The sequence below is a fragment of the Caecibacteroides pullorum genome (assembly GCF_019239235.1).
Taxonomy (GTDB): domain Bacteria; phylum Bacteroidota; class Bacteroidia; order Bacteroidales; family Bacteroidaceae; genus Bacteroides; species Bacteroides pullorum.
Genome location: NZ_JAAZTS010000003.1, coordinates 168614 through 193331 on the forward strand (window position 1 = coordinate 168614; position 24718 = coordinate 193331).

22 protein-coding genes are annotated in these 24718 nt (G+C 45.0%); 6 read left to right on the plus strand and 16 right to left on the minus strand.

What is annotated here, in order from left to right; translation table 11 throughout:
- Nucleotides 1-24: 24 nt before the first annotated feature.
- Both HF894_RS04120 and HF894_RS04125 read right to left on the minus strand, forming a co-directional pair.
- Nucleotides 25-1395 carry a sensor histidine kinase gene (locus HF894_RS04120; RefSeq protein WP_204971211.1) on the minus strand — a complete coding sequence of 457 codons (1371 nt, stop codon included), beginning with the start codon at nucleotides 1393-1395 and terminating at the stop codon, nucleotides 25-27.
- A 15-nt stretch (nucleotides 1396-1410) separates the two neighbouring features.
- A complete protein-coding gene (locus HF894_RS04125) occupies nucleotides 1411-2742 on the minus strand; it encodes a sigma-54-dependent transcriptional regulator (RefSeq protein ID WP_075316980.1) in 1332 nt (443 codons plus the stop codon).
- A gap of 204 nt (nucleotides 2743-2946) precedes the next feature.
- Between HF894_RS04125 and HF894_RS04130 the strand changes: the two genes are divergently transcribed.
- Both HF894_RS04130 and purT read left to right on the plus strand, forming a co-directional pair.
- Complete coding sequence (locus tag HF894_RS04130; protein ID WP_021848534.1) at nucleotides 2947-4464, plus strand: DUF4301 family protein; 1518 nt, start codon at nucleotides 2947-2949, stop codon at nucleotides 4462-4464.
- Between the two features lie 135 nt (nucleotides 4465-4599).
- On the plus strand, nucleotides 4600-5766 hold the full coding sequence (gene purT / locus HF894_RS04135) for a formate-dependent phosphoribosylglycinamide formyltransferase (protein ID WP_204971212.1): 1167 nt from the start codon (nucleotides 4600-4602) through the stop codon (nucleotides 5764-5766).
- Between the two features lie 89 nt (nucleotides 5767-5855).
- On the opposite strand, the gene ispE is transcribed toward purT, so the two are convergent.
- Nucleotides 5856-6686 (minus strand): 4-(cytidine 5'-diphospho)-2-C-methyl-D-erythritol kinase, encoded by an 831-nt coding sequence (ispE, locus tag HF894_RS04140; protein WP_204971213.1) that lies wholly within the window; start codon nucleotides 6684-6686, stop codon nucleotides 5856-5858.
- Between the two features lie 192 nt (nucleotides 6687-6878).
- Between ispE and dnaB the strand changes: the two genes are divergently transcribed.
- Complete coding sequence (gene dnaB / locus HF894_RS04145; protein ID WP_204971214.1) at nucleotides 6879-8435, plus strand: replicative DNA helicase; 1557 nt, start codon at nucleotides 6879-6881, stop codon at nucleotides 8433-8435.
- A 211-nt stretch (nucleotides 8436-8646) separates the two neighbouring features.
- On the opposite strand, the gene HF894_RS04150 is transcribed toward dnaB, so the two are convergent.
- The 13 genes from HF894_RS04150 to atpD all read right to left on the minus strand — a co-directional run bounded on the left by HF894_RS04150 (nucleotide 8647) and on the right by atpD (nucleotide 20741).
- Nucleotides 8647-9417: an N-acetylmuramoyl-L-alanine amidase-like domain-containing protein gene (locus tag HF894_RS04150; RefSeq protein WP_246593118.1), complete on the minus strand. Its 771-nt coding sequence runs from the start codon at nucleotides 9415-9417 to the stop codon at nucleotides 8647-8649.
- Between the two features lie 2 nt (nucleotides 9418-9419).
- On the minus strand, nucleotides 9420-10283 hold the full coding sequence (locus HF894_RS04155) for an alpha/beta hydrolase (protein WP_204971216.1): 864 nt from the start codon (nucleotides 10281-10283) through the stop codon (nucleotides 9420-9422).
- Between the two features lie 15 nt (nucleotides 10284-10298).
- Nucleotides 10299-12293 (minus strand): OPT family oligopeptide transporter, encoded by a 1995-nt coding sequence (locus tag HF894_RS04160; protein WP_204971217.1) that lies wholly within the window; start codon nucleotides 12291-12293, stop codon nucleotides 10299-10301.
- Nucleotides 12294-12754: 461 nt separating this feature from the next.
- A complete protein-coding gene (locus HF894_RS04165; RefSeq protein WP_021848527.1) occupies nucleotides 12755-13144 on the minus strand; it encodes a DUF1573 domain-containing protein in 390 nt (129 codons plus the stop codon).
- A gap of 88 nt (nucleotides 13145-13232) precedes the next feature.
- A complete protein-coding gene (locus HF894_RS04170) occupies nucleotides 13233-14126 on the minus strand; it encodes a F0F1 ATP synthase subunit gamma (protein WP_204971218.1) in 894 nt (297 codons plus the stop codon).
- Between the two features lie 93 nt (nucleotides 14127-14219).
- Nucleotides 14220-15803, minus strand: coding sequence for a F0F1 ATP synthase subunit alpha (gene atpA, locus HF894_RS04175; RefSeq protein ID WP_204971264.1), 1584 nt, complete (start codon nucleotides 15801-15803; stop codon nucleotides 14220-14222).
- A gap of 81 nt (nucleotides 15804-15884) precedes the next feature.
- Nucleotides 15885-16445: a F0F1 ATP synthase subunit delta gene (locus tag HF894_RS04180; protein WP_204971219.1), complete on the minus strand. Its 561-nt coding sequence runs from the start codon at nucleotides 16443-16445 to the stop codon at nucleotides 15885-15887.
- 21 nt (nucleotides 16446-16466) lie between these two features.
- Nucleotides 16467-16973 (minus strand): F0F1 ATP synthase subunit B, encoded by a 507-nt coding sequence (gene atpF, locus HF894_RS04185; RefSeq protein WP_021848523.1) that lies wholly within the window; start codon nucleotides 16971-16973, stop codon nucleotides 16467-16469.
- A gap of 79 nt (nucleotides 16974-17052) precedes the next feature.
- Entirely contained in the window at nucleotides 17053-17310 is a 258-nt protein-coding gene (gene atpE / locus HF894_RS04190) for an ATP synthase F0 subunit C (RefSeq protein ID WP_204969852.1), read from the minus strand.
- Nucleotides 17311-17331: 21 nt separating this feature from the next.
- Nucleotides 17332-18462, minus strand: a complete 1131-nt coding sequence (atpB, locus tag HF894_RS04195) for a F0F1 ATP synthase subunit A (RefSeq protein ID WP_204969851.1) — start codon at nucleotides 18460-18462, stop codon at nucleotides 17332-17334.
- On the minus strand, nucleotides 18459-18866 hold the full coding sequence (locus tag HF894_RS04200) for a hypothetical protein (RefSeq protein WP_021848520.1): 408 nt from the start codon (nucleotides 18864-18866) through the stop codon (nucleotides 18459-18461). The genes atpB and HF894_RS04200 overlap by 4 nt, the downstream gene beginning before the upstream one ends.
- A 44-nt stretch (nucleotides 18867-18910) precedes the next feature.
- Nucleotides 18911-19156, minus strand: a complete 246-nt coding sequence (gene atpC / locus HF894_RS04205; protein ID WP_021848519.1) for an ATP synthase F1 subunit epsilon — start codon at nucleotides 19154-19156, stop codon at nucleotides 18911-18913.
- Between the two features lie 64 nt (nucleotides 19157-19220).
- A complete protein-coding gene (gene atpD / locus HF894_RS04210) occupies nucleotides 19221-20741 on the minus strand; it encodes a F0F1 ATP synthase subunit beta (RefSeq protein WP_204971220.1) in 1521 nt (506 codons plus the stop codon).
- A gap of 343 nt (nucleotides 20742-21084) precedes the next feature.
- On the opposite strand from atpD, the gene HF894_RS04215 reads away from it, so the two are divergent.
- From HF894_RS04215 to HF894_RS04225, 3 genes are read left to right on the plus strand one after another with little or no spacing between them, the layout of a single operon-like run.
- Nucleotides 21085-22221: an aldose epimerase family protein gene (locus HF894_RS04215; protein WP_204971221.1), complete on the plus strand. Its 1137-nt coding sequence runs from the start codon at nucleotides 21085-21087 to the stop codon at nucleotides 22219-22221.
- 35 nt (nucleotides 22222-22256) lie between these two features.
- Complete coding sequence (locus tag HF894_RS04220) at nucleotides 22257-24002, plus strand: sodium:solute symporter (protein WP_204971222.1); 1746 nt, start codon at nucleotides 22257-22259, stop codon at nucleotides 24000-24002.
- Between the two features lie 20 nt (nucleotides 24003-24022).
- Entirely contained in the window at nucleotides 24023-24700 is a 678-nt protein-coding gene (locus tag HF894_RS04225) for an NUDIX hydrolase (protein WP_204969847.1), read from the plus strand.
- Nucleotides 24701-24718: the final 18 nt, after the last annotated feature.

The following is a 24718-nucleotide window of genomic DNA, read 5'->3' on the forward strand; positions in this document are numbered from 1 at the left end:
GAATCTTTTGGATTTGTTTATGATTTAATTGAATTTAAGTACAAATGTAGTTTCTTTTCCGTCACTTTTTAAAGTGAGGCTACCTCCCGACAAACGCATGATTTGACGTGAGATACTTAATCCTACACCACTACCTTCTTCGCGTGTGGTAAAGAAAGGTACAAAAATGTGGCTTTCTACGTCGGGTGGGATAGGTGGTCCGTTGTTTGTTATTTCGATGACGACGGCTTCTTCTTCGTTGCAGTAGGCATGGATGCGGATGTATTTCTCTTTTTTATCTTTATTTTCGCTTTCGATAGCCTGTACTGCGTTTTTCAAAAGATTGGTCATTACTTGAGAAATCAGATTCTCATCTGCATACAGGATAAGGTCATCAGGAGTGATTTCTGTTAAAAAGGCAATACTGGAGTTTGGATACTGATGGCGGGCCAGGTTAATCATACGTTTGGTGAAATCCTTTACATAGAACAATCCTGGTATTGGTGACGGAATGTGTGTGAACTGCCGGTAGGATTCAACAAAAGTCAACAGGCTCTGACCTGTGGCACGAATGGTCTGAAGTCCGCCTTGTAGTTCGTCGCGATTGATTTCTTTTTCATTCTTGGTAAGTTGCAATAGAGTTTCGCTCAGGGAAGTAATGGGGGTGACAGAGTTCATGATTTCGTGTGTCAGTACTCTGGTGAGTTTGTTCCACGAGTCCATTTCTTTTTCATCCAGTTCATTATGGATATCGTTTAAGGCCAGTATGCGGAGATGATCTCCATGAAGTACAATTTCGCTAACGTGTACAGCTAAATTTTTTGTTCCTCTTTCGTTGCAGATGGGGACTTGTAGTTTATTACCTGCATGGCAATCTTTCAACAGGCTGGCCAGCTTTTTGTCAATGCGTTCCAGTTGGATAATGTGAGTCAGTACGTCCGTACCTAACAGTCGTAAGGCGCCATTGTTTTTTTGGCAGATGACACCTTTATCATTGAGCACAATGATGCCTGTATCTACGCAATTTAATATTAGTTCATAATATTTTTCTTGTTGAGCAGTTTCTGTCTTAACTTGATATAAGATTTGGGCAACCCGATTGATAGCATGGTTTACGAGCCGACTGTCGGGGGTACCGTTATCTTCTGCGAAGTGAATAGATGTATCATTGTTTTCAATGGCATCAAGAAGGAAGAGCACTTTTCGGGCATGTTGTTTATATAACAGCAATTGCCAGTATAGCACTACAGGCAACAGAGCGGTTAGGAAGAGGGCTAAAAGGAATTTGCTTTCCGATAGCTGTAGTCCGGAAGTGGCAATGAGGCAGATAGCCCATGCAAATCCTGCCGCAAGTGCTGTTACAAGGCTGACGGTTGTGCGAAAAGAATAATATTGGGAAAGGTTGCGGAAACTCATGATTTCTGTTTGGAATTAAAGTCCGTATCTTTTCATCTTGTTATATAAGGTTTGTCGGCTAATGCCCAAACTGGCTGCTACAGCTGATAGATTACCTTCACAATTTTGTAATGCCTTCGCTATCATTTGTCGCTCCATTGCCTCCAGCGTAGAGACTTGGGGAAGTTCCATGGTTGTCCGAGCTGGCGAATGTGCTAACTGAAAGCAATCAGTCGTCAGGGTAGTGCCGTCGCAAATGATGACTGCCTTTTCGATGGTGTGTTCCAATTCACGGATGTTGCCATACCATGGATGCTTTAAAAGCTTTTCGCATGAATCGTCAGGCAGTTTAAGCGATTTTTTGTGATATTGTTGACAAAAACGGCAGATAAATTGTTCAGCAAGAGGCAGAATATCTTCTGTTCGTTGACGTAGAGGTGGTATTTCCAGATGGATCGTGTTTATGCGGTAAAGCAAGTCTTCACGAAATTCACCTCGTTTTACCATATCGGGTAGGTTGCGGTTAGTTGCGCAAATTAGGCGTATATTGACGGGAATGGGCAGATTGCTTCCTACTTTGACAACGGCTTTCTGTTGGATGGCTGTAAGCAATTTGGCTTGCAGATGGAAAGGCAGATTACCTATTTCGTCAAGAAATAAGGAACTGTCGTTAGCAGCTTCAAATTTGCCTGTACGCTCATTCCGTGCGTCAGTAAAAGCTCCTTTTACATGACCGAAAAGCTCGCTTTCAAACAATGTTTCCGTCAAAGCACCCATATCTACAGTGATCATCTCGTGATGACGGCGCGATGAAAGATGGTGTATTTCTCGTGCAAGCATTTCTTTTCCTGTACCATTCTCACCGGTTATCAGTACATTGGCATCGGTGTCTGCTATTTTTTCTACAAGATGTCTTAGACGGTTCATGGCAGCACTTTCCCCCCAATACATCGGCATCCTTTCTTGTTTTACCTGTGGTCTCTCGGAAGGTATGGCAGCTGCAAGCAAGGTCTCAATCAGTTTATCGTTATCCCATGGCTTTACCACAAAGTCCGTAGCTCCTTCCTTGATTCCGCGTACGGCTAGGCTGATGTCTGCGTAGGCTGTAAACAGTACTACAGGAATATACGGTTTCATTTTCTTTATTTCATGCAGCCAGTAGAGGCCTTCATTGCCGTTGTTGATTCCTGCCTTAAAGTTCATGTCGAGTAGTATGACTTGCCAATCTGTAGTGTTTAGGCATGTCGGTAGAGTGGCAGGTGAGGAGAGGGCTTCTATGCGGTCGAAGTGAGGCTTTAGCAGCAATTGCAAAGCGTCGCGTACGCCGCGGTTGTCGTCTATAATGAGTATGTTTCCGGCTTTTTTCATCTTGATTTTCGCAATGCTTGTCAGTTTTAGCAGGCAAATATACGTTTTTTTTGTGGATAATCTTTTTGCAATTAGATTTCTGATTAGGGTAAACAAAATGATTTTGTCTTAGATTGTTTTTTTCGTCTGTTTCTTACCGGCTGTTACAGTTTTTTTGTATTTTTGGGCAATAAAAGACTGAAACTTTTAAAAAACATACATATTATGATGACACCACAAGACAAAGAGATGCTTGAAAAAAAGGGCATCAGTGAAAAACAAATTGAAGAACAGTTGGCTTGCTTCGAAAAGGGATTTCCTTATCTGAAACTGGCTGCTGCGGCTTCTGTAGAGAACGGAATCTTTGCTCCTGCTATCGATGAACAGAAAAAGTATTTAGACGCATGGGATGCTTACATGCAGACAGACAAGACGGTTGTGAAGTTTGTTCCTGCTTCTGGAGCTGCCAGTCGTATGTTTAAGAACTTATTCGAATTTTTGGGAGCTGAATATGATATGCCGCAGACGTCTTTTGAAAAGACTTTTTTTGAGAAAATCGAAAAGTTTGCATTCTATGCTGATTTGGAAGAAGCCTGTCTGAAGACGACTGGTAAGAAAATAGCTGAACTGACAGGTGAAGGAAATTACAAGGCTGTAGTTGCTGCTTTGTTGGAATCTGCCGGATTGAATTATGGCGCTCTTCCCAAAGGTTTGCTGAAATTCCATAAATACGAAGACGGTAATCGTACTCCAGTTGAAGAACATCTGGTAGAAGGGGCTCTTTATGCGGCTAATAAGAATGGAAAAGTGAACGTACATTTTACGGTATCACCCGAACATCGTGCACTGTTCAAGGAACTTGTTGATAAAAAGGCTGCTGCTTATGCCAAAAAATATGGTGTGGATTATAATATTAGTTTTTCCGAACAAAAGCCCAGCACAGATACTATTGCTGCAGATATGGAGAACAAACCTTTCCGTGATAATGGGAAACTCCTTTTCCGTCCGGGAGGTCACGGGGCATTGATCGAGAACTTGAATGACTTGGATGCAGATATCGTCTTCATCAAAAACATCGACAACGTAGTACCCGACAAGTTGAAGGGTGATACCGTATTATATAAGAAGCTGATAGCCGGTGTATTGGTTGCTTTACAGCAAAAGGCATTTGCCTATCTGCAGTTGCTCGACAGTGGAAAATATTCTCACGAACAAGTTCTTGAGATGCTTCAATTCCTCCAGAAAAAACTTCATTGCAAGAATCCGGAGGTGAAGAATTTTGAGGATTCTGAGCTGGCTATCTATCTGAAAAAGAAACTCAACCGACCGATGCGTGTATGCGGTATGGTAAAGAATGTGGGTGAACCGGGTGGTGGACCGTTCTTGGCTTACAATAGTGACGGAACCATTTCATTGCAGATTTTGGAAAGTTCTCAGATAGACATGAAAGATCCTGAAAAGAAAGAAATGTTCGAAAAAGGGACGCACTTCAATCCTGTTGATCTGGTTTGTGCAATACGCGATTATAAAGGAAACAAGTTCGACCTGACGAAATATGTGGATAAGGCGACTGGGTTTATTTCATATAAGTCGAAGAATGGAAAAGAACTGAAGGCTCTCGAACTTCCAGGTTTGTGGAACGGTGCTATGAGCGATTGGAATACCATATTTGTAGAAGTTCCTTTAAGTACATTTAATCCTGTGAAGACTGTAAACGATTTGCTGAGAGAACAGCATCAATAAATGAGTGTTGAATTTGAAAATTTCAGAGGCTGTTTCAGAACAAAAGAAAGAGACAAATTATCTGTCTCAATATCTCTTTTGTTTTGAAACATCCTCTTTGTCATTACAAAAGATATATTTAAAAGACAGATTGCAATGAAGAAGATTTTGTTATTAGGTTCTGGTGAACTGGGTAAAGAATTTGTTATCTCAGCTCAACGAAAAGGACAGTATATCATAGCTTGCGATTCGTATGCTGGTGCACCTGCTATGCAGGTAGCAGATGAATGTGAAGTGTTCAGCATGCTTGATGGCGATGCTTTGGAACGTGTTGTGCGTAAACATCATCCCGATATCATCGTACCGGAGATTGAGGCTATTCGTACCGAGCGTCTTTATGATTTCGAGAAAGAAGGAATTCAGGTCGTTCCGAGTGCGCGCGCAGTGAACTTTACAATGAACCGTAAAGCCATTCGCGATTTAGCAGCTAAGGAATTAGGGCTGAAAACAGCAAAATATTTTTATGCAAAATCGCTCGACGAATTGAAGGAAGCTGCTGCTCAGATTGGTTTCCCTTGTGTAGTTAAGCCGTTGATGTCTTCATCGGGAAAGGGGCAGTCACTTATAAAGAGTGCAGACGAATTGGAACATGCCTGGGAATATGGTTGCAACGGAAGCCGTGGTGATATCAAGGAACTGATTATTGAAGAATTTATTAAGTTTGACAGTGAGATAACGTTGCTTACTGTAACTCAAAAAAATGGTCCTACGTTGTTCTGCCCGCCTATCGGTCATGTACAGAAAGGTGGAGATTACCGTGAAAGTTTCCAGCCTGCACATATCGATCCGGCTCACTTGAAAGAGGCGCAGGACATGGCAGAAAAAGTGACACGTGCGTTGACGGGCGCAGGCCTGTGGGGAGTAGAATTCTTCTTGAGTCACGAAAATGGTGTCTATTTCTCAGAGCTCTCGCCGCGTCCGCATGATACAGGTATGGTGACATTGGCCGGAACACAGAACCTGAATGAGTTCGAACTGCACCTGCGTGCTGTTTTGGGACTTCCTATTCCTGGCATTAAGCAAGAACGAATGGGAGCCAGTGCGGTTATCCTTTCGCCGATTGCCAGCCAGGAACGCCCAAAATACCGAGGAATGGAAGCTGTGACTGAGGCAGAGGATACTTATCTTCGTATTTTTGGTAAGCCTACTACTCGTGTCAATCGCCGTATGGGTGTGGTATTGTGTTATGCGCCTTTAGGCAGTGACCTCGATGCCCTGCGTGATAAGGCCAAAGCGTTGGCTGCCAAGGTAGAAGTCTATTGATAAGAGCACCCGTTTGCATAAAAATGGCACACTGATCTGAGCAATGATTTCTCGGAATCAGGGTGCCATTTTTATTTTTTGTTGTACGTTCATTTCAATGTAAGCCTGAACACCTGGCTTCCTGTACCGAAGTCTGCATCGGGTAGAGAACTGCCGGGAGCGAACAGTCCGTAAACCGACGATCCGGAACCACTCATCGATGCATAAACAGCCCCCAGCCGATAGAGTTTCGCCTTGATATCACCGATAGTGGGGAATTGTGGGAATACACTTTCTTCGAAATCATTAATCATATAGTCTTTCCATTTTTCTATGGGTAGCTTTATGATGTCTTTCAGGTTATGTGCTGGATGTCGTGGACAGATGCGGGCAAAAGCGTCGCGTGTAGAAACAAAGACATTCGGTTTCACCAGCAGCAATTGCCAGCCTGCCAACGATAGCTTGACAGGTGAAAAGATATTTCCGATACCTTCCGCATACGTCGGTTGGTTACGGATAAAGAAAGCGCAGTCTGCACCCAGGCGGGCGGCATATTCTTCCAGACAGTCCTCTGTCAGATGTAAGTTATAAATCCCGTTTAGCAGTTTCAGCATGAAGGCCGCATCAGCCGAACCACCTCCCAGCCCGGCTCCCGAGGGAATGTGTTTATGCAGATAGATATCTACGGGAGGCAAGTCACAACCTTCATCTTGTAGTAATTTATAAGCTTTCACAACCAGATTTTTTTCTATATCTCCTTCGATTGACAGTCCGCTTTGTGTAAGCGAATATTTCCCTTCACCTTCATGGCGGGTGCATACTTCCAAAGCGTCTTCTAGCGGGATGGGATAGAAAATGGTTTCCAGATTGTGATATCCATCAGGTCTTTTTTCAGTAATGTTCAAACCCAAATTTATTTTAGCATTCGGAAAGGTGATCATACTTGTTTTAAGTTAGTGGTTGTTCGCACAAATGTAACAATAAACCGGCAAACCACCGCACAAAGGTTTTATAAAAAGACGGGGATGAGGAGATAGAGTATGGAGAATTTCATGTATCTTTGTTTTCCCTTTATGTTAAAAGCAACAAGGGAAAAAGAAATGCATTTAATTAAACCGCTATAATTCAAGACCGTGGCAGAACAGAAACGAAACATACGCACATCGAGAAGCAAGACGCCGCAGCCGGTGACCGACTACGGGCGTATTCAGCCCCAAGCTCCCGAACTGGAGGAAGCTGTACTGGGTGCACTGATGATAGAAAAAGATGCTTATTCACTGGTAGGCGAGATACTGAGGCCGGAATCTTTTTATGAACACCGCCATCAGCTGATTTATGCAGCCATTACCGACCTGGCTGTCAATCAGAAGCCTGTGGATATTCTCACTGTCAAGGATCAGCTTTCCAAGCGGGGAGAATTGGAAGAGGTGGGTGGCCCTTTCTACTTGGCACAACTCAGCAGCAAGGTGGCTTCGTCAGCTCATATTGAATACCATGCCCGCATCATTGCTCAAAAGGCCTTGGCTCGTGAATTAATTACTTTCACCAGCAATATCCAGACGAAGGCTTTTGATGAAACGATCGATGTGGACGACTTGATGCAGGAGGCTGAAGGAAGGCTCTTCGAAATCTCCCAGCAGAACATGAAGAAAGATTATACGCAAATCAATCCCGTCATTTCCGAGGCCTATCAGTTGATACAGAAGGCGGCTGCGCGTACAGACGGTTTGAGCGGATTGGAAAGCGGATTTACCAAACTGGATAAGATGACTTCCGGATGGCAGAACTCCGACCTCATCATCATTGCTGCCCGTCCGGCTATGGGTAAGACAGCTTTCGTGCTGTCTATGGCTAAGAATATTGCCGTGAACTTTCACAATCCCGTCGCACTGTTTTCGCTCGAAATGAGTAATGTGCAGCTCGTTAATCGTCTGATATCGAACGTCTGCGAAATACCAAGCGAGAAAATTAAGAGCGGACAGTTGGCTGATTACGAGTGGCAACAATTGGATTATAAACTGCGTGATTTGCTGGACGCTCCGCTATACGTGGATGATACGCCTTCACTCTCTGTTTTCGAACTGCGTACCAAGGCACGCCGACTGGTGCGCGAGCACGGGGTGAAGCTCATTATCATCGACTACCTGCAATTGATGAATGCCAGCGGTATGTCCTTCGGTAGCCGTCAGGAAGAGGTCAGCACCATTTCTCGTTCGTTGAAGGGATTGGCCAAGGAACTGAACATCCCCATCATAGCCTTGTCGCAGTTGAATCGTGGTGTAGAAAATCGTGAAGGAGAGGAAGGCAAGCGTCCGCAGCTGAGCGACTTGCGTGAGTCTGGTGCCATCGAGCAGGATGCCGATATGGTATGTTTTATCCATCGTCCCGAATATTATAAGATTTATACTTCGGCCGACGGTACAGACTTGCGTGGTATGGCCGAAATCATTATAGCCAAGCACCGTAATGGTGCTGTCGGCGATGTTCGCCTGCGTTTTATCGGTCAGTATACCCGCTTCCAGAATCCGGAGGACGATTTGGTAATACCGCCTCCGGGCGAGGGTGGAGGAACAACTTTCGGCTCTCGCATGAATGCACCTATTGGTAGTACGGCTACCCCTCCTCCTCCCACTGAAGCTGATTTCAATCCTTTCGGTGGGGTAGGTATGGATGGTCCCGTCCCGTTCTGACGACTGATGACATGCCAGAAGAAACGTACCAGGCTATTACCCGCTCCGTATCATCTCCGTATTTTCTCCCTGTAAAGGTACCTGTAAACGGAGTTGATACGGAGCAGGTACGGAGCGGGTTATTTGTTTGCATGGTTTTGCATGGTAAAAATATGGATTGAACTTTTTAAAGCTGGTAGTCAGGCAAAGGTGAACGATCGCTATAGAGATTTTACTGTATCATTCGCAGTACTCGTACGCCTGTCCAATTTTTGTTGTGACGGAACATTTGTGCAAAGGAGCCTTCGGACAGAACGACCTGTTTGCTGCTGGAAGATGCATGGAGCAATTTCAGTTGTCCGTCGCGGTAGCAGGCAAAGCCGAGATGAACAACATCCAGTCCGGCAATCTGGGTTGTAATGCAGAGGATGTCACCGTCCTTGATCCAAGGAAGACCTTCGTCGGAGATCTTTTCTTTTGGGAGATAATGAAAGAATCTGACGGATAGTTTCTTCTCGATATCTTTTATCTTTTTCACATTTTCAGGAGAGTCCTTCAGATGTCGGTAGGCGTTTGGATGGGTGGACATGAATGAAAGCTTCAGTGGAACAGTATCCGTGCTATTCATTGCTGTAATGTCCTCGATAAAGCCGTTCTGTACGCCGCTTTCTACCCATTCGGCTATGTAGTGCAGGCGTGAAGTATAGCCGTCAATGCGTCCGTCGCGATAGCGGATGCGCTTCAGGTAATCTTCCATTGCTCCACCGCGGACTGTGGCCAGCGACTGGGCTAATACATATTCTACGAATGTAGTGCAATCTACTTCTTCAAGATTCACAACTAACTGTTCTTCGTCGTTTATTTCCAATGTGTGAGCTACATAGGGCTTGCCCAGATAGGTAAGGGCATTGTTTAATACAAGCTGACAGCCGGGCTCTTGAGCACCGGCTGTCAGGGATAAAGAGGCTGCCGTTAGCAGCAGTATAAGGATCGATAGTTTCATTATCATTCAAATTTAAGTCCTTCGCGCAACCATTTTTCCAGTTCGCCTGTCCATTGGCGTTTGTAAGTGAACGCGTCGCGGAACCCCCAGCCGTGGCCACCGGTAGGATAGACATGCAGTGTAGCCGGAACCTGATGTTGGAGCAAGGCTTCAAAGTAATGAATGCCATTGGCTGGAGGTACGGCTCCATCGTCAGCCGAGAGCATGATGAAGGCTTGGGGGGTGCGTTCGTTTACTTGTTTCTCCAGTGTGTATTTATCCTCCAATTCTTGCGAAGGATTGTTGCCTAGCAGGTTTTGGCGGGAGCCTCCGTGGGTCACGCCGGGTACCATCGAAATGACCGGATAGAACAATATCTGAAAGTCGGGGCGCGTCTCGTTACTGCTGTATAGAGTAGCTAACGAGGCTGCCAAATGGCCGCCGGCCGAGGCACCCATGATTCCGATGCGGTCCGGTCGGATGTTCCATTCCTTGGCATGTTGGCGAACAAGGCGGATGGCTTGCTCGGCGTCGCTCAGCGGTACTTCATAATGGCCGTTCGGCATGCGGTATTTCAGTACAATATAAGTGATACCTTGGGCATTGAGCCAGGGCGCCATGTCGTGGCCTTCGTGGTTCATGGCCAGACGGGCATATCCACCGCCGGGGCACATGATGATGGCCACGCCGTTGGGCTTGTCGGCTTTATAGACAGTAATGGAGGGGGTTATCACATTGGCTACCCGTCCTCCCTCGAGGTCCTCTTCTGTTCCGGTCAGGCCGTTGCTGTTGGGCGCTCCGGCGGGCCAGAGTGAAAGCTCAAACGTATTTTGTGCAGATAACATCGTTGCAACAGATAATAAGATTGAAAAAAAGATTGTTTTCATGAGCTTGTCCAATATTTATGATTTGATTTTCATGGATGCCTTGATGAAGTAGAATATCAGGATAGCGTAGGCTGCGAGTGCTACAATCTGTGACCACGTGTTAGCAATCCAGGCGTCGTTGACCAGATTGACACCGCCGAAACGCATACCTGCACTGACTACACCCATCAGTGCACCGCCGGCAATGAAACCGGAGGCCAGCAATGTACCTTTTTCACCACGTTCGGCATTTACTTTGGCATCCTTGCTGCGGGTTGTCACATACCAGTTGATGGCACCGCCCACAAGCAGCGGGATGTTCAGTTCGAGTGGAATGAACATACCCAGGGCGAAAGCCAGTGCGGGCACTTTGAGCAGCGTGAGTACGATAGCCAATACGGCACCGATGCCGTAGAGTAACCAGGGGGCGGCTACACCGTTCATCAGCGGTTCGATGACGGCAGCCATGGCGTTGGCCTGCGGGGCGGCAAGCTGTCCGCTGGTGAAGCCGTAGGTCTTGTTCAGGATAATCATTACTCCGCCTACGGTAGCTGCTGAGACGATGGTACCCAAGAATTTCCAGGCTTCCTGCTTGATGGGAGTTGTTCCCAACCAATAACCGATCTTGAGGTCAGTAATGAACCCACCTGCCATAGACAAAGCTGTGCAGACTACGCCACCCATAACCAGTGCAGCTACCATGCCGCCGGGTCCTTTCAGGCCGACGGCTACCATGACTACCGAAGCCAGTATAAGCGTCATCAGCGTCATGCCCGATACAGGGTTGGTACCTACGATGGCAATGGCATTGGCTGCTACGGTGGTGAAGAGGAAGGCGATACCTGCCACAAGCAGGATGGCAACGACGGTGTGCAGCAGGTTGCCCTGCATCACGTCGAAGTAGAAGAAGAGAAACACTAGCACCAGCGTGATGAGGGAGCCGATGGCGATGAACTTCATTGAGAGGTCGCGCTGGGTACGGATGACATTGACGTCGGCTTTCGACTTGCCACCCATTTCCTTGGCTGCTAGTCCCACGGCGCTCTTGATGATCCCCCATGACTTGATGATGCCGATGATACCGGCCATGGCAATACCGCCGATACCGATGCTCTTGGCATAGTAGGTGAATATCTGTTCGGGTGACATCTGGCCGACGGTCGCGGTAATTTCAGGGTTCCATTGGTTCAATACAGCATCACCCCAAATGAGTGACATGCCAGGAATGATGATCCACCACACGGCCAGTGAGCCGAAGCAAATAATAGCAGCATATTTTAAGCCGACGATATAACCCAGACCCAATACGGCTGCGCCGACGTTCACTTTGAACACTAGCTTGGTCTTCTCGGCCAGCATCTCGCCCCATGAACAGAAACGGGTAGTAAAGTTCTCGTTCCACCAGCCGAAAGTGGCCACGATGAAGTCGTACAGACCTCCTATCAGACCGGCGGCCAGTAGCGGCTTGGCCTGGCTGCCACCTTTCTCGCCCGACACAAGCACTTGTGTGGTAGCTGTGGCTTCGGGGAAAGGATACTTGCCGTGCATGTCGCTGACAAAGTATTTGCGGAAGGGAATGAGGAACAGGATGCCCAATACACCTCCCAGCAGTGAGCTGATGAATACTTGGGCAAAAGTGACGGCCACTTCCTGCGGATAGCTTTCCTGCAAGATATAAAGGGCGGGTAGGGTAAAGATGGCACCAGCCACGATAACACCCGAACTGGCACCGATAGATTGGATGATGACATTTTCGCCTAAAGCATGTTTGCGCTTGGCGGCACTCGACACGCCGACGGCAATGATAGCGATGGGGATGGCGGCTTCAAAAACCTGGCCTACCTTCAGGCCCAGATAGGCAGCGGCAGCTGAAAAGAGGATGGCCATGCAGATACCCCACGATACCGACCACACGTTTACTTCGGGATACTTCTTGTCCGGACTCATCAGCGGGTTGTACGTTTCGCCCGGTTTCAGTTCTCGGAATGCGTTTTCCGGCAAACCGGTCACTTGTTCTTCTTCCTGTTTCATAGTAGAATGTTTGATATTGTTTTTTTAGAATTAATAATAGGCTAGCTATGTACTCCTTATTTGGAGGTCAAAGAAAATAAAAAAACGGGAGGTGTCAAAATTATCTGTGTCCTAAATGTGGTGAGTGAGGTCTGCAGCCAGTAAGGAGATAAATCTTTTGCCGAAAAACCGGACAGAACGTATGTGTCTGAAGATGGTGAATGGACACAGTACTTTATGGACTTCTGACACAGTGCTTCCTCAGGGTGTAACACAGTGCTTCATGAGGGTCTGAAGAAGTGCTTTATGAGGTGGTGAGAAAGTGCTTCGTGAGTGTGTCAGGAAGTGCTGTGTCAAAGGAGCTTCCTACAGCTGATGTTATTCTGATAAAATTAGGGAGGAAGGAGAACTGCAGGAAAAGAAAAAGGATGCCGTCGCAGTGTCGGGCATCCTTTTCGGTTATAGTTTGGTAGGTTTGTTTCTTATTTTTCGCCTTTCGGAGTCATATCTCCTTCGATGAACAGGCGCATCATTTCCGTCTTGGCATTTGTACGCAATGTAATGGACTTCTTGAAGTGACCAGGATACTTGCCTGTTCCGTTGTAAGTTACCTTGATTGTTCCTTTCTTTCCAGGTAATACAGGCTCTTGTGTGTATTCGGGAACTGTACATCCACAAGAGGCTACCGCCTGATGAATGACCAGGGGAGCGTCGCCAATGTTGGTGAAAGTAAATACACAGCTTACTACGGGTTTTTCTTCGGGGAATGTGCCGAGGTTGGCAGTGGTTTTATCAAACTTGATTTCAGCCTGTGCCATGGCATAACCCATACCCAACAGGGCAAACATCATATACAAAAATGCTCTCTTCATTTTTATTACACGTTTTCAGTTACTACGGCGGCAAAGATAAGCTATTTTCCTGTAAGTAACTTGTCTTTCGGCGTTTATTAGTATTTTTTTACCTCAAGCTGCCGCCGATGATGTCGAGCAGTTCGTTGGTAATGGTCTGTTGTCGGGTTTTGTTGTATTGCAGCGTCAGGTCCTGAATGAGCTCGTTGGCATTGTCGGTTGCAGCCTGCATGGCCAGCATGCGCGCAGCGTGTTCGGAAGCGTTGGAGTCCTGAAGCACCGTGAATATCTTTTGGCAGAGTACCTTGGGAAGCAGTTCGGCTATCAGCTCGCTCACCGACGGTTCCACAATGTAGTCGTTGTTATAAGTTGCCATTTCTTTCTTGTCGGGATACATTGCTACTTGCATGGCCATTTGTTCCAGATCAAGAGGGAGATAGTCTTCTTGCTGCAGCACTTGCGAACCCATGGACTTGAAATGGTGATAGATCAGTATGACGCAGTCTATCGCTTTTTCAGCATATAGTGCCAGCAACTGTTCGGCCAGTTGGTAGGCTTCGGTATAGCAAGGTTTATCGGCCATGGACTGATAAGTTCCTTGAGGAGTATACCCTAGCTTCTTGACAGCTTCTTCTACCTTTTTGCCTACGGGGAAAAGGAGAATATTATCTTTACCAAGCGTGCTGTATTCTTCCAGCGTGTGTTCGAGCATTTTCACCACGTTGGAGTTGAAGGCACCGCACAATGAACTGTTGGACGAGAAGGCGACGATAGCAACTTTCGTTACGGGACGTACCTCGATGTAGGGAGATTCGACCGTGATGTCAGTTCCTAAAAAGTTCGTCAGAATCTCATTCAGCTTCTGCTGATAGGGATACATGCTTTCGATCCGTCCCTGTGCTTTGTGGAGTTTGGCAGAAGCCACCATCTTCATGGCTGAAGTAATCTGGCGAGTACTCTTTACGGAATTAATTCTATTTTTTACTTCTTTGAGTGATGCCATTTCTGTTTGATTATGAATGATATATTCAGGATTCAAGGCTATCGGTACAAGGTTTTACCGACCTTGTACCGATGTAGCCAGAAGTCCGTCTGTTTATGAGAATTGTCTGGCGACCATTTCGGCCGTTTCTTCCAGCTTTTTGCATACATCGTCATCGATAACACCTTTTTTCAGTACATCGAGTACATCTTCCCGATGGTTCATCTCAAGTGTATCGAGGAAGCTGCGTTCAAAGTCGCTGACCTTGGCCAGCGGAACGTTTTTCAGCAGTCCGTGTGTACCGCAATAGAGGATAGCGACTTGTTTTTCTACCGGCATCGGGCAATACTGTGGCTGTACGAGCAGTCGCGTATTCTTCTGTCCTTTGTCGATTGTGAGCGCCGTAACGGGGTCCATGTCGCCGCTGAACTTGGAGAAGGCTTCCAGTTCGCGATACTGTGCCTGGTCTATCTTCAATGTTCCGGCTACTTTCTTCATGGCCTTGATCTGAGCATTACCACCTACACGGCTGACGGAAATACCTACGTCGATAGCTGGACGATTGCCTTGGTTGAAGAGGTTGCTGTCGAGGAATATCTGACCGTCGGTAATGGAGATTACGTTGGTCGGAATATAGGCCGATACGTCACCTGCCTGCGTTTCAATGATGGGGAGTGCCGTCAACGAACCTCCTCCTTTGACTTTGCCTTTCAGACTGTCGGGCAGGTCGTTCATCTGGGCAGCCACTTCGGGCTGATTGATGATCTTTGCAGCACGTTCCAGCAGACGGGAGTGCAGGTAGAAAATGTCACCCGGATAGGCTTCACGGCCAGAAGGACGGCGCAGAATCAGGGAAACTTCGCGATAGGCGACGGCCTGTTTGGACAAGTCGTCGTAAACAACCAGCGCATGACGGCCGGTGTCGCGGAAATATTCACCGATAGCGGCACCTGCGAAAGGAGCATAGTATTGCAGAGCGGCCGGGTCACCGGCTGTTGCAGCTACGACAATGGTATAATCCATGGCTCCATATTGGCGCAGGGTATTGACAATCGTGGCAACAGTAGAACCCTTTTGACCGATAGCCACATAGATACAGTAAACTGGATCACCTGCTTCGTAGTTGGCCCGCTGATTGATAATGGTATCGATGGCAATAGCTGTCTTACCAGTTTGGCGGTCACCGATAATCAGCTCACGTTGTCCTCGGCCGATAGGAATCATGGCGTCCACCGCTTTCAATCCTGTCTGTAATGGCTGGTTGACCGGTTGGCGGAAAATGACACCAGGAGCTTTACGTTCCAATGGCATCTCATAAAGTTCACCACCTATCAGTCCTTTGCCATCAAGGGGAGCACCCAGTGGATCGATGACACGTCCCAGCATGCTTTCGCCCACCATGATGGAGGCAATACGTTTGGTGCGCTTTACGGTGAATCCTTCTTTGATTCGGTCGGTTGGTCCCAGCAATACGGCACCTACATTGTCTTCCTCCAGGTTCATCACAATGGCTTTAATGCCATTTTCAAATTCAAGCAGTTCGTTTGCCTCTGCGTTACGCAGTCCGTATATACGGGCAACACCGTCACTTACCTGGAGTACGGTACCTATTTCGTCCAGTTGGACGCGGGTATCGATGCCTTCCAGTTGTTTGCGTAAGACGTCAGAAACTTCACTTACTTTTATGTTTTCTGAGATCATTTTACTTTCCTAATAATTTACTTTTTACTTTCCTAATGAATAGAGTGAGTCCAACAATCTTGTCTTCATAGCGGAAAATTATACAATTCTGCGGTTCTTGTCGATGAATTGTTGTTTCACTTTCTTGATCTGGGTTGCGATGCTGGCATCCAGGCGAAAATCGTTGATGTCGAAGATAAACCCTCCTTCTATGGCAGGATTTACCTCCGTCTGCAATTCCATGCGGGCATGCAACAGGGAAGAGGCTGTTTGGCGGATACGTTCCTCCACTTCCTGACTGACAGGAATAGCTGTCGTCAGTTTGGCGGTACCAATATGTTTTCTTTGGCGATATAGCCTCTGAAATGACAGGCTGATATATTGAAGCATCCCTTCACGCCTGTTTTTCTGTATCAGTGCTATAGAGCGTTTGAACTCTTCGCTTGCCGGTTGTTCACCACAGGCTGCTGTACAGATAAGCGTGAACTTGTCTTCGGTAGAGAGAATAGGGTTCAGTAATGCTTCACGTAGTTCGGAATATGTTTCCAGACTATGTGCCAGTGTACTGAATTCTCTGTACATTATATCTTCCTTACCACTGTTGTAAGCATAATCAATCAATGCTTTGGCATATCGCATTGAAACAATTCCTATATCCATCTTTTCCTTTTATCTATCTCGTTAGTTCTTTTTGGGCGTAGTCAGCATCTCGTCGAGCATGCGTTCTATCATGTCCATTTGTTCGTGCTTTTCGTCCAATTTCTTACGAAGCACTTTTTCGGCAATGTCCACTGAAAGAACTGCCACTTGGCGATGGATATCGCGAATGGCTTCTTCCTTTTCTTGTTGAATCTGCATGCGCACTTCGTCCAATTCTTTTTGGGCTGCAATTTCTGCTTGTTTGCGTGCGTCGGCGATAATTTTATCACGTTCCTGCATCGCCTCCCGCAAGATGCGTCCCTGTTCCTTGCTAGCAGAAGCTATCAATGCTTCACTCTCTTCTTTCAAATGGGCAAGTTGGGCATTTGCTTCCTGGGCTACCTTCATGGACTGGTCGATGTAAGCTTTTCGTTCTTCTACCATTCGGGTAATCACAGGGAAACCGTATTTGGCCAAGATGACGAAGACAATGCCAAAAGACAAGACCATCCAAAACAGCAGACCACTGTCGGGTAATAACAATGACATAAATATTCGTTTATTTGTCAATCTGTAATGCCCGATCGTTAAAAACGATCAGACATATACAAATTGGAAGTTTTACAAATCAGATGAGGAATACCAACAAACATACAACTACAGCCAGAAGGGCAACACCCTCGATCAAAGCTGCAGCAATAATCATGTTCATACGGATATCGCCTGAAGCTTCCGGTTGACGAGCGATAGCTTCCATAGCCGAGCCTCCGATTCTACCAATACCTAAACCGGCACCAATTACAGCGAGGCCGGCACCCAGTGCAGCTCCCAGTTTTGTAACTCCAACACCTGCCGCAGCAGCTTGTAATAATACAGATAGTAACATAACTTTCTAATTTTTAAAGGGTTATTTTATTAATTGTTTTTCTCCTATTTTAACTTCTTCTTTGTGAGTATGTTCTTCTTGTGCCAGTCCTATAAATACAGCAGACAACATGGTGAAAACATAAGCTTGTATAAAGGCTACCAGTAATTCAAGGGCATTCATGAACAGGTTGAATAAAACGGAAGCAACTGTTAGTGTTCCATTCAGTGCTGGTCCCATGCTGGCAGAAATAAATATCAATCCGGTCAGTACCAGCATTGCCACGTGTCCAGCTAACATATTGGCAAAAAGACGGATCATCAGTGCAAATGGCTTAGTGAAAATACCAAAGAATTCGATAAATGGCATCATCGGTACCGGTACTTTCAGCCACCATGGAACGTCTGGCCAGAAAATATCCTTCCAATAGGTTTTGGTTCCGAATAGATTGACTGCCAAAAAAGTGCAGAGTGCCAATACCATGGTAATGGCAATGTTTCCTGTCACGTTAGCACCACCAGGGAAGAAAGGTATCAACCCCATCAGATTATTGATGAAAATAAAAAAGAAAGCAGTCAAAAGGTAGGGAGCAAATTTTTTGTATTTGGGCCCTACGCAACTTTTGATGATGTCATCATTGACCATCATAATGAGCATTTCCATCAGTCCAACAAATCCTCCAGGAGCTGCACTGTCTTTCGGGTGTCTCTTATACCAGCGTGCTACATAAAGGATGATAAATGTTAGTAGTACACTGTTGATTAGTAACGCTAGAACTACTTTGGTAATCGAAATATCGAAAGGGCGGATTTCGTTACCGGCAGCATCATGTTCTATTAGTTTCCCTTCGTATGGACTACCGGCAGGGGCAATGGACAGTCCTTCGTAGCTGCCTTCATTTTCCTCTAAGCGTGCTGAAGAGAATATGTGCCATCCACTCGTTTGGCTGTACACAATTACTGGTAGAGGAATGGTGAGATGAGTATCTCCCCATGATGTAATGTGCCATTCGTATGAGTCACCGATATGTCCGAATACAATTTCTTTAATATCGACTTTTTCTTCAGCCGGTTGTTCTGAGGAGGAGTCAGCTGACCAAGCGGAAGCAGGACATAGGAGCAATAATGCTGCCATGATGTACAATCCGGTCCATATTTTATACAATCGTTTCATCGTTTATTCTCTTTTTGTGATTTTTTGTTCACTTCAAATGTGAAGAAGAACCAAGAATCATACGTTAGATATATCAAGTAGTTGGCGATGAACGTCAGCAGAAAAGCTTGTGCTTCTTCGCGGACTATCACGCAATAAAGTACCATCAGAATGAATGAGGCAAGCATTCGCATTACACGGAGCAACATATATATTTGCAACAACTTGCCCGTCATCTTTTTGCGACTCCATTCCACTATGTTGATCATTAACCAACCGAATAGAAAGAAATAGGAGGGAATTAATGGATAACCGTTAAAATAATGGTGTGGATTAGTATTAAAATAGATCCATCCTCCTACTATTCCCAATAAGAAGGTTAATACCGCGGTTTGGATCAGGTAATTACGTTTTGTTTTGCTCACGTCCTCATTCGTTTTTTCAATGTATTTATAATAATGTACTTTTATTAATTAATGCAGACGGAAACGTTGTTGTCATTCATTTCTACGAATCCTCCCATTACTTCTAAGTTTTGTGACGTACCGTCTGCTGTAACATACAGAATTTTTCCACGTGTGAGTGAAGAAACGATAGGGGCATGTTGTGGCAAAATGGTAAAAGAACCCATGACTCCTGGTAGAGTGACTTGATTCACTTCACCTTGAAAGAGTTTTTTTTCCGGTGATACGATAGTCAACTGTAATTTTTTCATTGCCTTTATTTGATATTTGGTTTATCGTCGGCAGTTAAATAAGCTACAGACAGATAATTACGTATTATGATTTGGCCTGCTCCAACAGCTTTTTACCTTTTTCTATGGCTTCCTCGATAGTACCAACATTCAAGAAAGCTGGTTCGGGTAAGTAGTCAACCTCTCCATCCAAGATCATACGGAATCCCTTGATGGTGTCTTCGATATTCACCATGGTACCGGGGACGCCCGTAAACTGTTCGGCTACGGCAAACGGTTGCGAAAGGAATCGTTGGACACGACGTGCGCGATTAACCAATGTGCGGTCTTCATCCGATAACTCTTCCATACCTAAGATGGAGATGATATCCTGTAATTCCTTGTTTCGTTGCAATATCTGTTTTACCCGTTGGGCAACTTGATAATGCTCTTCGCCTACGATGTGCGGATCCAGAATACGTGAAGTAGATTCCAAAGGATCTACGGCTGGATAGATACCCAGTTCGGTAATTTTACGACTAAGCACTGTCGTTGCGTCCAAGTGAGTAAAGGTTGTAGCTGGAGCAGGGTCGGTCAAGTCATCTGCAGGTACATATACAGCCTGAACTGAAGTAATTGAACCGTTGCGTGTTGATGTGATTCGTTCCTGCATGGCTCCCATTTCAGTTGCCAATGTCGGTTGGTAGCCTACAGCTGAAGGCATACGACCTAACAAAGCAGAAACCTCGGAACCCGCCTGCGTGAAACGGAAGATATTATCAATAAAGAACAGGATATCGCGTGGCCCATCTGTTTCTGAACCCATATCACGGAATGATTCAGCGACAGTCAGACCGGAAAGGGCTACGGATTGACGTGCTCCAGGAGGTTCGTTCATCTGTCCGAATATTAGTGATACTTGAGATTTGGCTACTTCGTTGTAGTCTACTTTTGATAAATCCCAATTTCCTTCTTCCATGCTTTTCTTAAACTCATCTCCATAACGTATTACGCCCGATTCAATCATTTCTCTTAGCAAATCATTACCTTCGCGCGTACGTTCACCTACACCGGCAAATACAGAAAAGCCGTGTTGTTTTTTAGCAATATTATTAATGAGTTCCTGAATAAGGACTGTCTTGCCTACACCTGCACCTCCAAACAAACCGATTTTTCCACCTTTGCTATAAGGCTCTAGTAAATCGATAACTTTAATACCTGTGTAAAGAACTTCTTGAGTTGTGGTTAAGTCTTCAAATTTGGGAGGTTCGCGATGAATAGGGTAAGCGCCTGTGCGGTCCAATTCTCGCATACCGTCAATAGAGTCGCCTACTACGTTCATCAATCGACCTTTGATTTGATCACCTACTGGCATTGTTATAGGACCACCCAAAGGTCGTACTTTCATGCCTCGTTGCAGACCGTCGGTGCTGTCCATCGCTACCGTACGAACGGTGTTTTCACCGATGTGCTGCTGTACCTCCACAATCAGGCGTTTGCCGTTGTGTCTCTTTATTTCGAGTGCATCATGAATGGCTGGAAGAACCGTTTCTGTTTCAGCTCCTTCGAAATATACATCAACCACAGGTCCGATGACCTGGGAAATATGTCCGACAATTTGTGACATAAGCTAATTCTTTATATATAATCTAAATCTCATATTTCTATCGAAGACTAGAAAAATATTGAAAATTTATTCATATCTCTCTTACTTCACGTGCAAAAGTAGAAACAATTCGGCATGAGATGTACTTTTGCATATGTTTTTTTTTAATGATTATATAATTTTGGACGTTTAAGGTTCCTTTTTGAACATTCGGTTTACGTAGATGCAAGTATTGTTAACGTTTGTTTAAGCATATGTTCTCTCTTTCTTTCATGTTGTGAAACATAATAATGTTTGATTACTGGATGAAAATAAAGTGTTATTTTTACACTTAAAAAGGAGTTTGAATCAAATACCAGTTATTATGAAAAAACATTTTTTGTTAGTTGGAGCTATAATTTGTTTATTATCAGCTTCTTGTGTTCAAAAATCTGATTTGACACTTTCTGGATTAAATCCTATGGCTTATCAGACAATAGTGAATGATGCCCAGACCAATTTGTATAAACTGAGAAATCAAAGGGGAATGGAGGTCTGTGTGACAAATTTTGGAGGCCGTATAGTTTCTGTTATGGTCCCAGATAAAAATGGGGAAATGAGGGATGTAGTTTTAGGCTTTGACAGAATTGTTGACTATATTCATATTCCGAGTGATTTTGGTGCGTCTATTGGGCGCTATGCCAATCGTATAAACCAAGGACGTTTGGTCTTGGATGGAGATACGATTCAATTACCGCAAAATAATTTTGGCCATTGTTTACATGGAGGTCCTAAGGGATGGCAGTATCAAGTGTATGACGCTAACCAAATTGATGATACTACACTGGAGTTGACAATTGTTTCGCCAGACGGTGATGAGAACTTTCCTGGAAATGTAACAGCCAAAGTTATCTATAAACTTACGGATGACAATGCCATTGATATCAAATACAGTGCAACGACTGATAAGAAAACGGTGATTAACATGACTAACCATTCATATTTCAATTTGTCAGGAGATCCATCCAAGGCTGCTACTGACCATATTCTATATATAAATGCAGATACTTATACTCCTGTTGACAGTACATTTATGACAACTGGAGAGATTCTGCCTGTAAAAGATACGCCAATGGATTTTACTGTTCCTAAAGTTATAGGAAAGGATATCAGCAATTATGATTTCGTTCAATTGAAGAATGGCAATGGATATGATCATAATTGGGTATTGAATACTAAAGGTGATTTGACGCAGGTCGCTGCTCGTTTGACGTCTCCTGAAACAGGAATAACTTTGGAGGTATATACTAATGAACCTGGAATTCAAGTTTATACAGGTAATTTTCTGGATGGGACAGTAAAAGGTAAAAAAGGTATAGTCTATAATCAACGGGCATCCGTTTGTTTGGAGACTCAGCATTATCCTGATAGCCCCAATAAATCAGAATGGCCATCTGTGATTCTAGAACCGGGGCAAACGTATAGCAGTGAATGTATCTTTAAATTCAGTGTCGAGAAATAACCTTAAAAGTAGTGCTAATTTGAAAAATAGAAAATATGAATTGGAATACAAATGAATTTATCTGGCTCGACTGGGTGATACTTGCTGTAGGAGTCGTAGCTATAGTCTGGGCGATTTATCGTGCCATAAAGAAAGATAAGGAAAAAATGAAAGGTGCCGATAGTCAGGATTATCTGTTCGGAAAAGGCGAACCTTGGTATATCATTGGTGCGGCTATCTTTGCTGCCAACATTGGCTCTGAACATTTGGTTGGTCTTGCAGGAACTGGAGCCAAAGATGGTGTAGGGATGGCTCATTGGGAAATGCAGGGATGGATGATTCTGATTTTGGGATGGCTGTTTGTTCCTTTCTATCAACTGCTGAACAACAAGATGGGTAAGATTATCACTATGCCTGATTTCTTGAAATTCCGTTATACTCAACGTACGGGCTCGTGGTTGTCTATCATCACTTTGATAGCCTATGTGTTGACTAAGGTTTCTGTTACAGCTTTTACAGGTGGTATTTTCTTTGAGTATTTGCTTGGCTTACCTTTTTGGTATGGTGCTATTGGCTTAATTGCTGTTACGGCTGTATTCACGGTTTTCGGTGGTATGAAGGGTGTAATGACACTGTCTGCCATTCAGACTCCGATTTTGATTATCGGTTCTTTCCTGGTATTGTTTTTGGGACTGAGCATGTTGGGTGACGGTAGTATCAGCGAAGGCTGGTCACAGATGATGGCTGTTTGTAACGCTGCTCACGACGGTTTTGGTACAACTCACATGTTCCATACCGATCCTGCAGATCCCATGTATTCGCAATTTCCCGGATATGTAGTATTCCTCGGTGCTTCCATTATTGGTTTCTGGTATTGGTGTACCGACCAACACATCGTACAACGTGTACTCGGACAGCAAAAGGGTGAATCGGACGATGTCGTGATGAAACGTGCTCGGCGTGGTTCTATTGCTGCTGGTTATTTCAAACTGTTACCAGTATTCATGTTCTTGATTCCTGGTATGGTTGCTTATGCGCTTGCTCAAAAGACAGGTAGTGGCATTGTGATGGATATTACCAACGCTCACGATACAGACGGTGCTTTTGCCATGATGGTGAAAAATATTTTGCCTGCCGGTATTAAGGGAATTGTGACTATCGGTTTCATCTGTGCTCTTGTCGCCTCGCTGGCAGCCTTCTTCAACAGCTGCGCCACGTTGTTCACAGAGGACTTTTACAAACCGATGAAGAAAGGCATGAGCGAAAGCCATTACGTACTGGTAGGGCGTATTGCTACAATAGTAGTCGTATTGCTGGGCCTGGCCTGGATGCCTATCATGATGAATATGGGAAATCTTTATTCATACCTGCAGGACATTCAGTCACTGATTGCACCCGCAATGGTTGCTGTCTTTACGCTGGGTATCTTCTCAAAGCGTATCACTCCGAAAGCAGGCGAATGGGGACTCATCGGCGGTTTCCTCATCGGTATGGTCCGTCTGCTTACCAATGTCATCACAGATTCGGGTAAGGCCGTGATGGATGGTGCTTTCTGGGAATGCACTACTTGGTTCTGGCAGACCAATTGGCTTATTTTCGAAGTCTGGTTGCTTGTATTTTTGATTGTTTTGATGGTTGTTGTATCCTGCTTTACGCCGAAACCTTCTGCTCAGCAGATTGAAGCCATTACTTTCACTGGCAGTTATAAACAACTCATCCGTGAGAGCTGGAATAAATGGGACGTTATTGCTTCACTGGGTGTCGTGTTGCTTTGTGCCCTGTTCTATGCTTATTTCTGGTAATTGTATTTAATGTTTCTTGAATGACAACATATTATAATATTAATCCGAAGTTCTATATTTCGGTAGACTGCATTATTTTCGGTTTCAGCAAAGGAGAACTGAGCCTTCTCCTGTTGAAACGAAACTTTGAGCCGGCCAAAGGCGAGTGGTCGCTGATGGGCGGTTTTGTGCAGGAAAATGAAAGCGTGGACGATGCTGCCAAACGAGTCTTGGCTGAGTTGACAGGTTTGGAACAAGTCTATATAGAACAGGTTGGAGCGTTCGGTGCCATAGACCGCGATCCGGGAGGAAGAGTCATTTCCATTGCATATTATGCCTTGATCAATATCGATGAATACGACCGTGAACTGGTTCAACAGCATAATGCTTTCTGGATTGGAATCAATGACTTGCCCCCTTTGATATTCGACCATTGGGAGATGGTTCAGAAGGCACGTGCTATGATGCAGAAGAAAGCATCTACGGAGCCTATCGGCTTCAATCTGCTTCCCAAGCTCTTTACCCTGTCGCAATTGCAAAGTCTGTATGAAGCTATTTATGGAGAGCCTATTGATAAACGCAATTTCCGTAAGCGGATTGCGGAGATGAACTACATTGAGAAGACGGACAAAAAAGACAAAACCGGCTCCAAACGTAGTGCGGCCCTGTATCAATTTAATGAGAACATTTATCGGAAAGCTCCTAAATTTAAATTATAAGTTAACGTTTAAGCGATA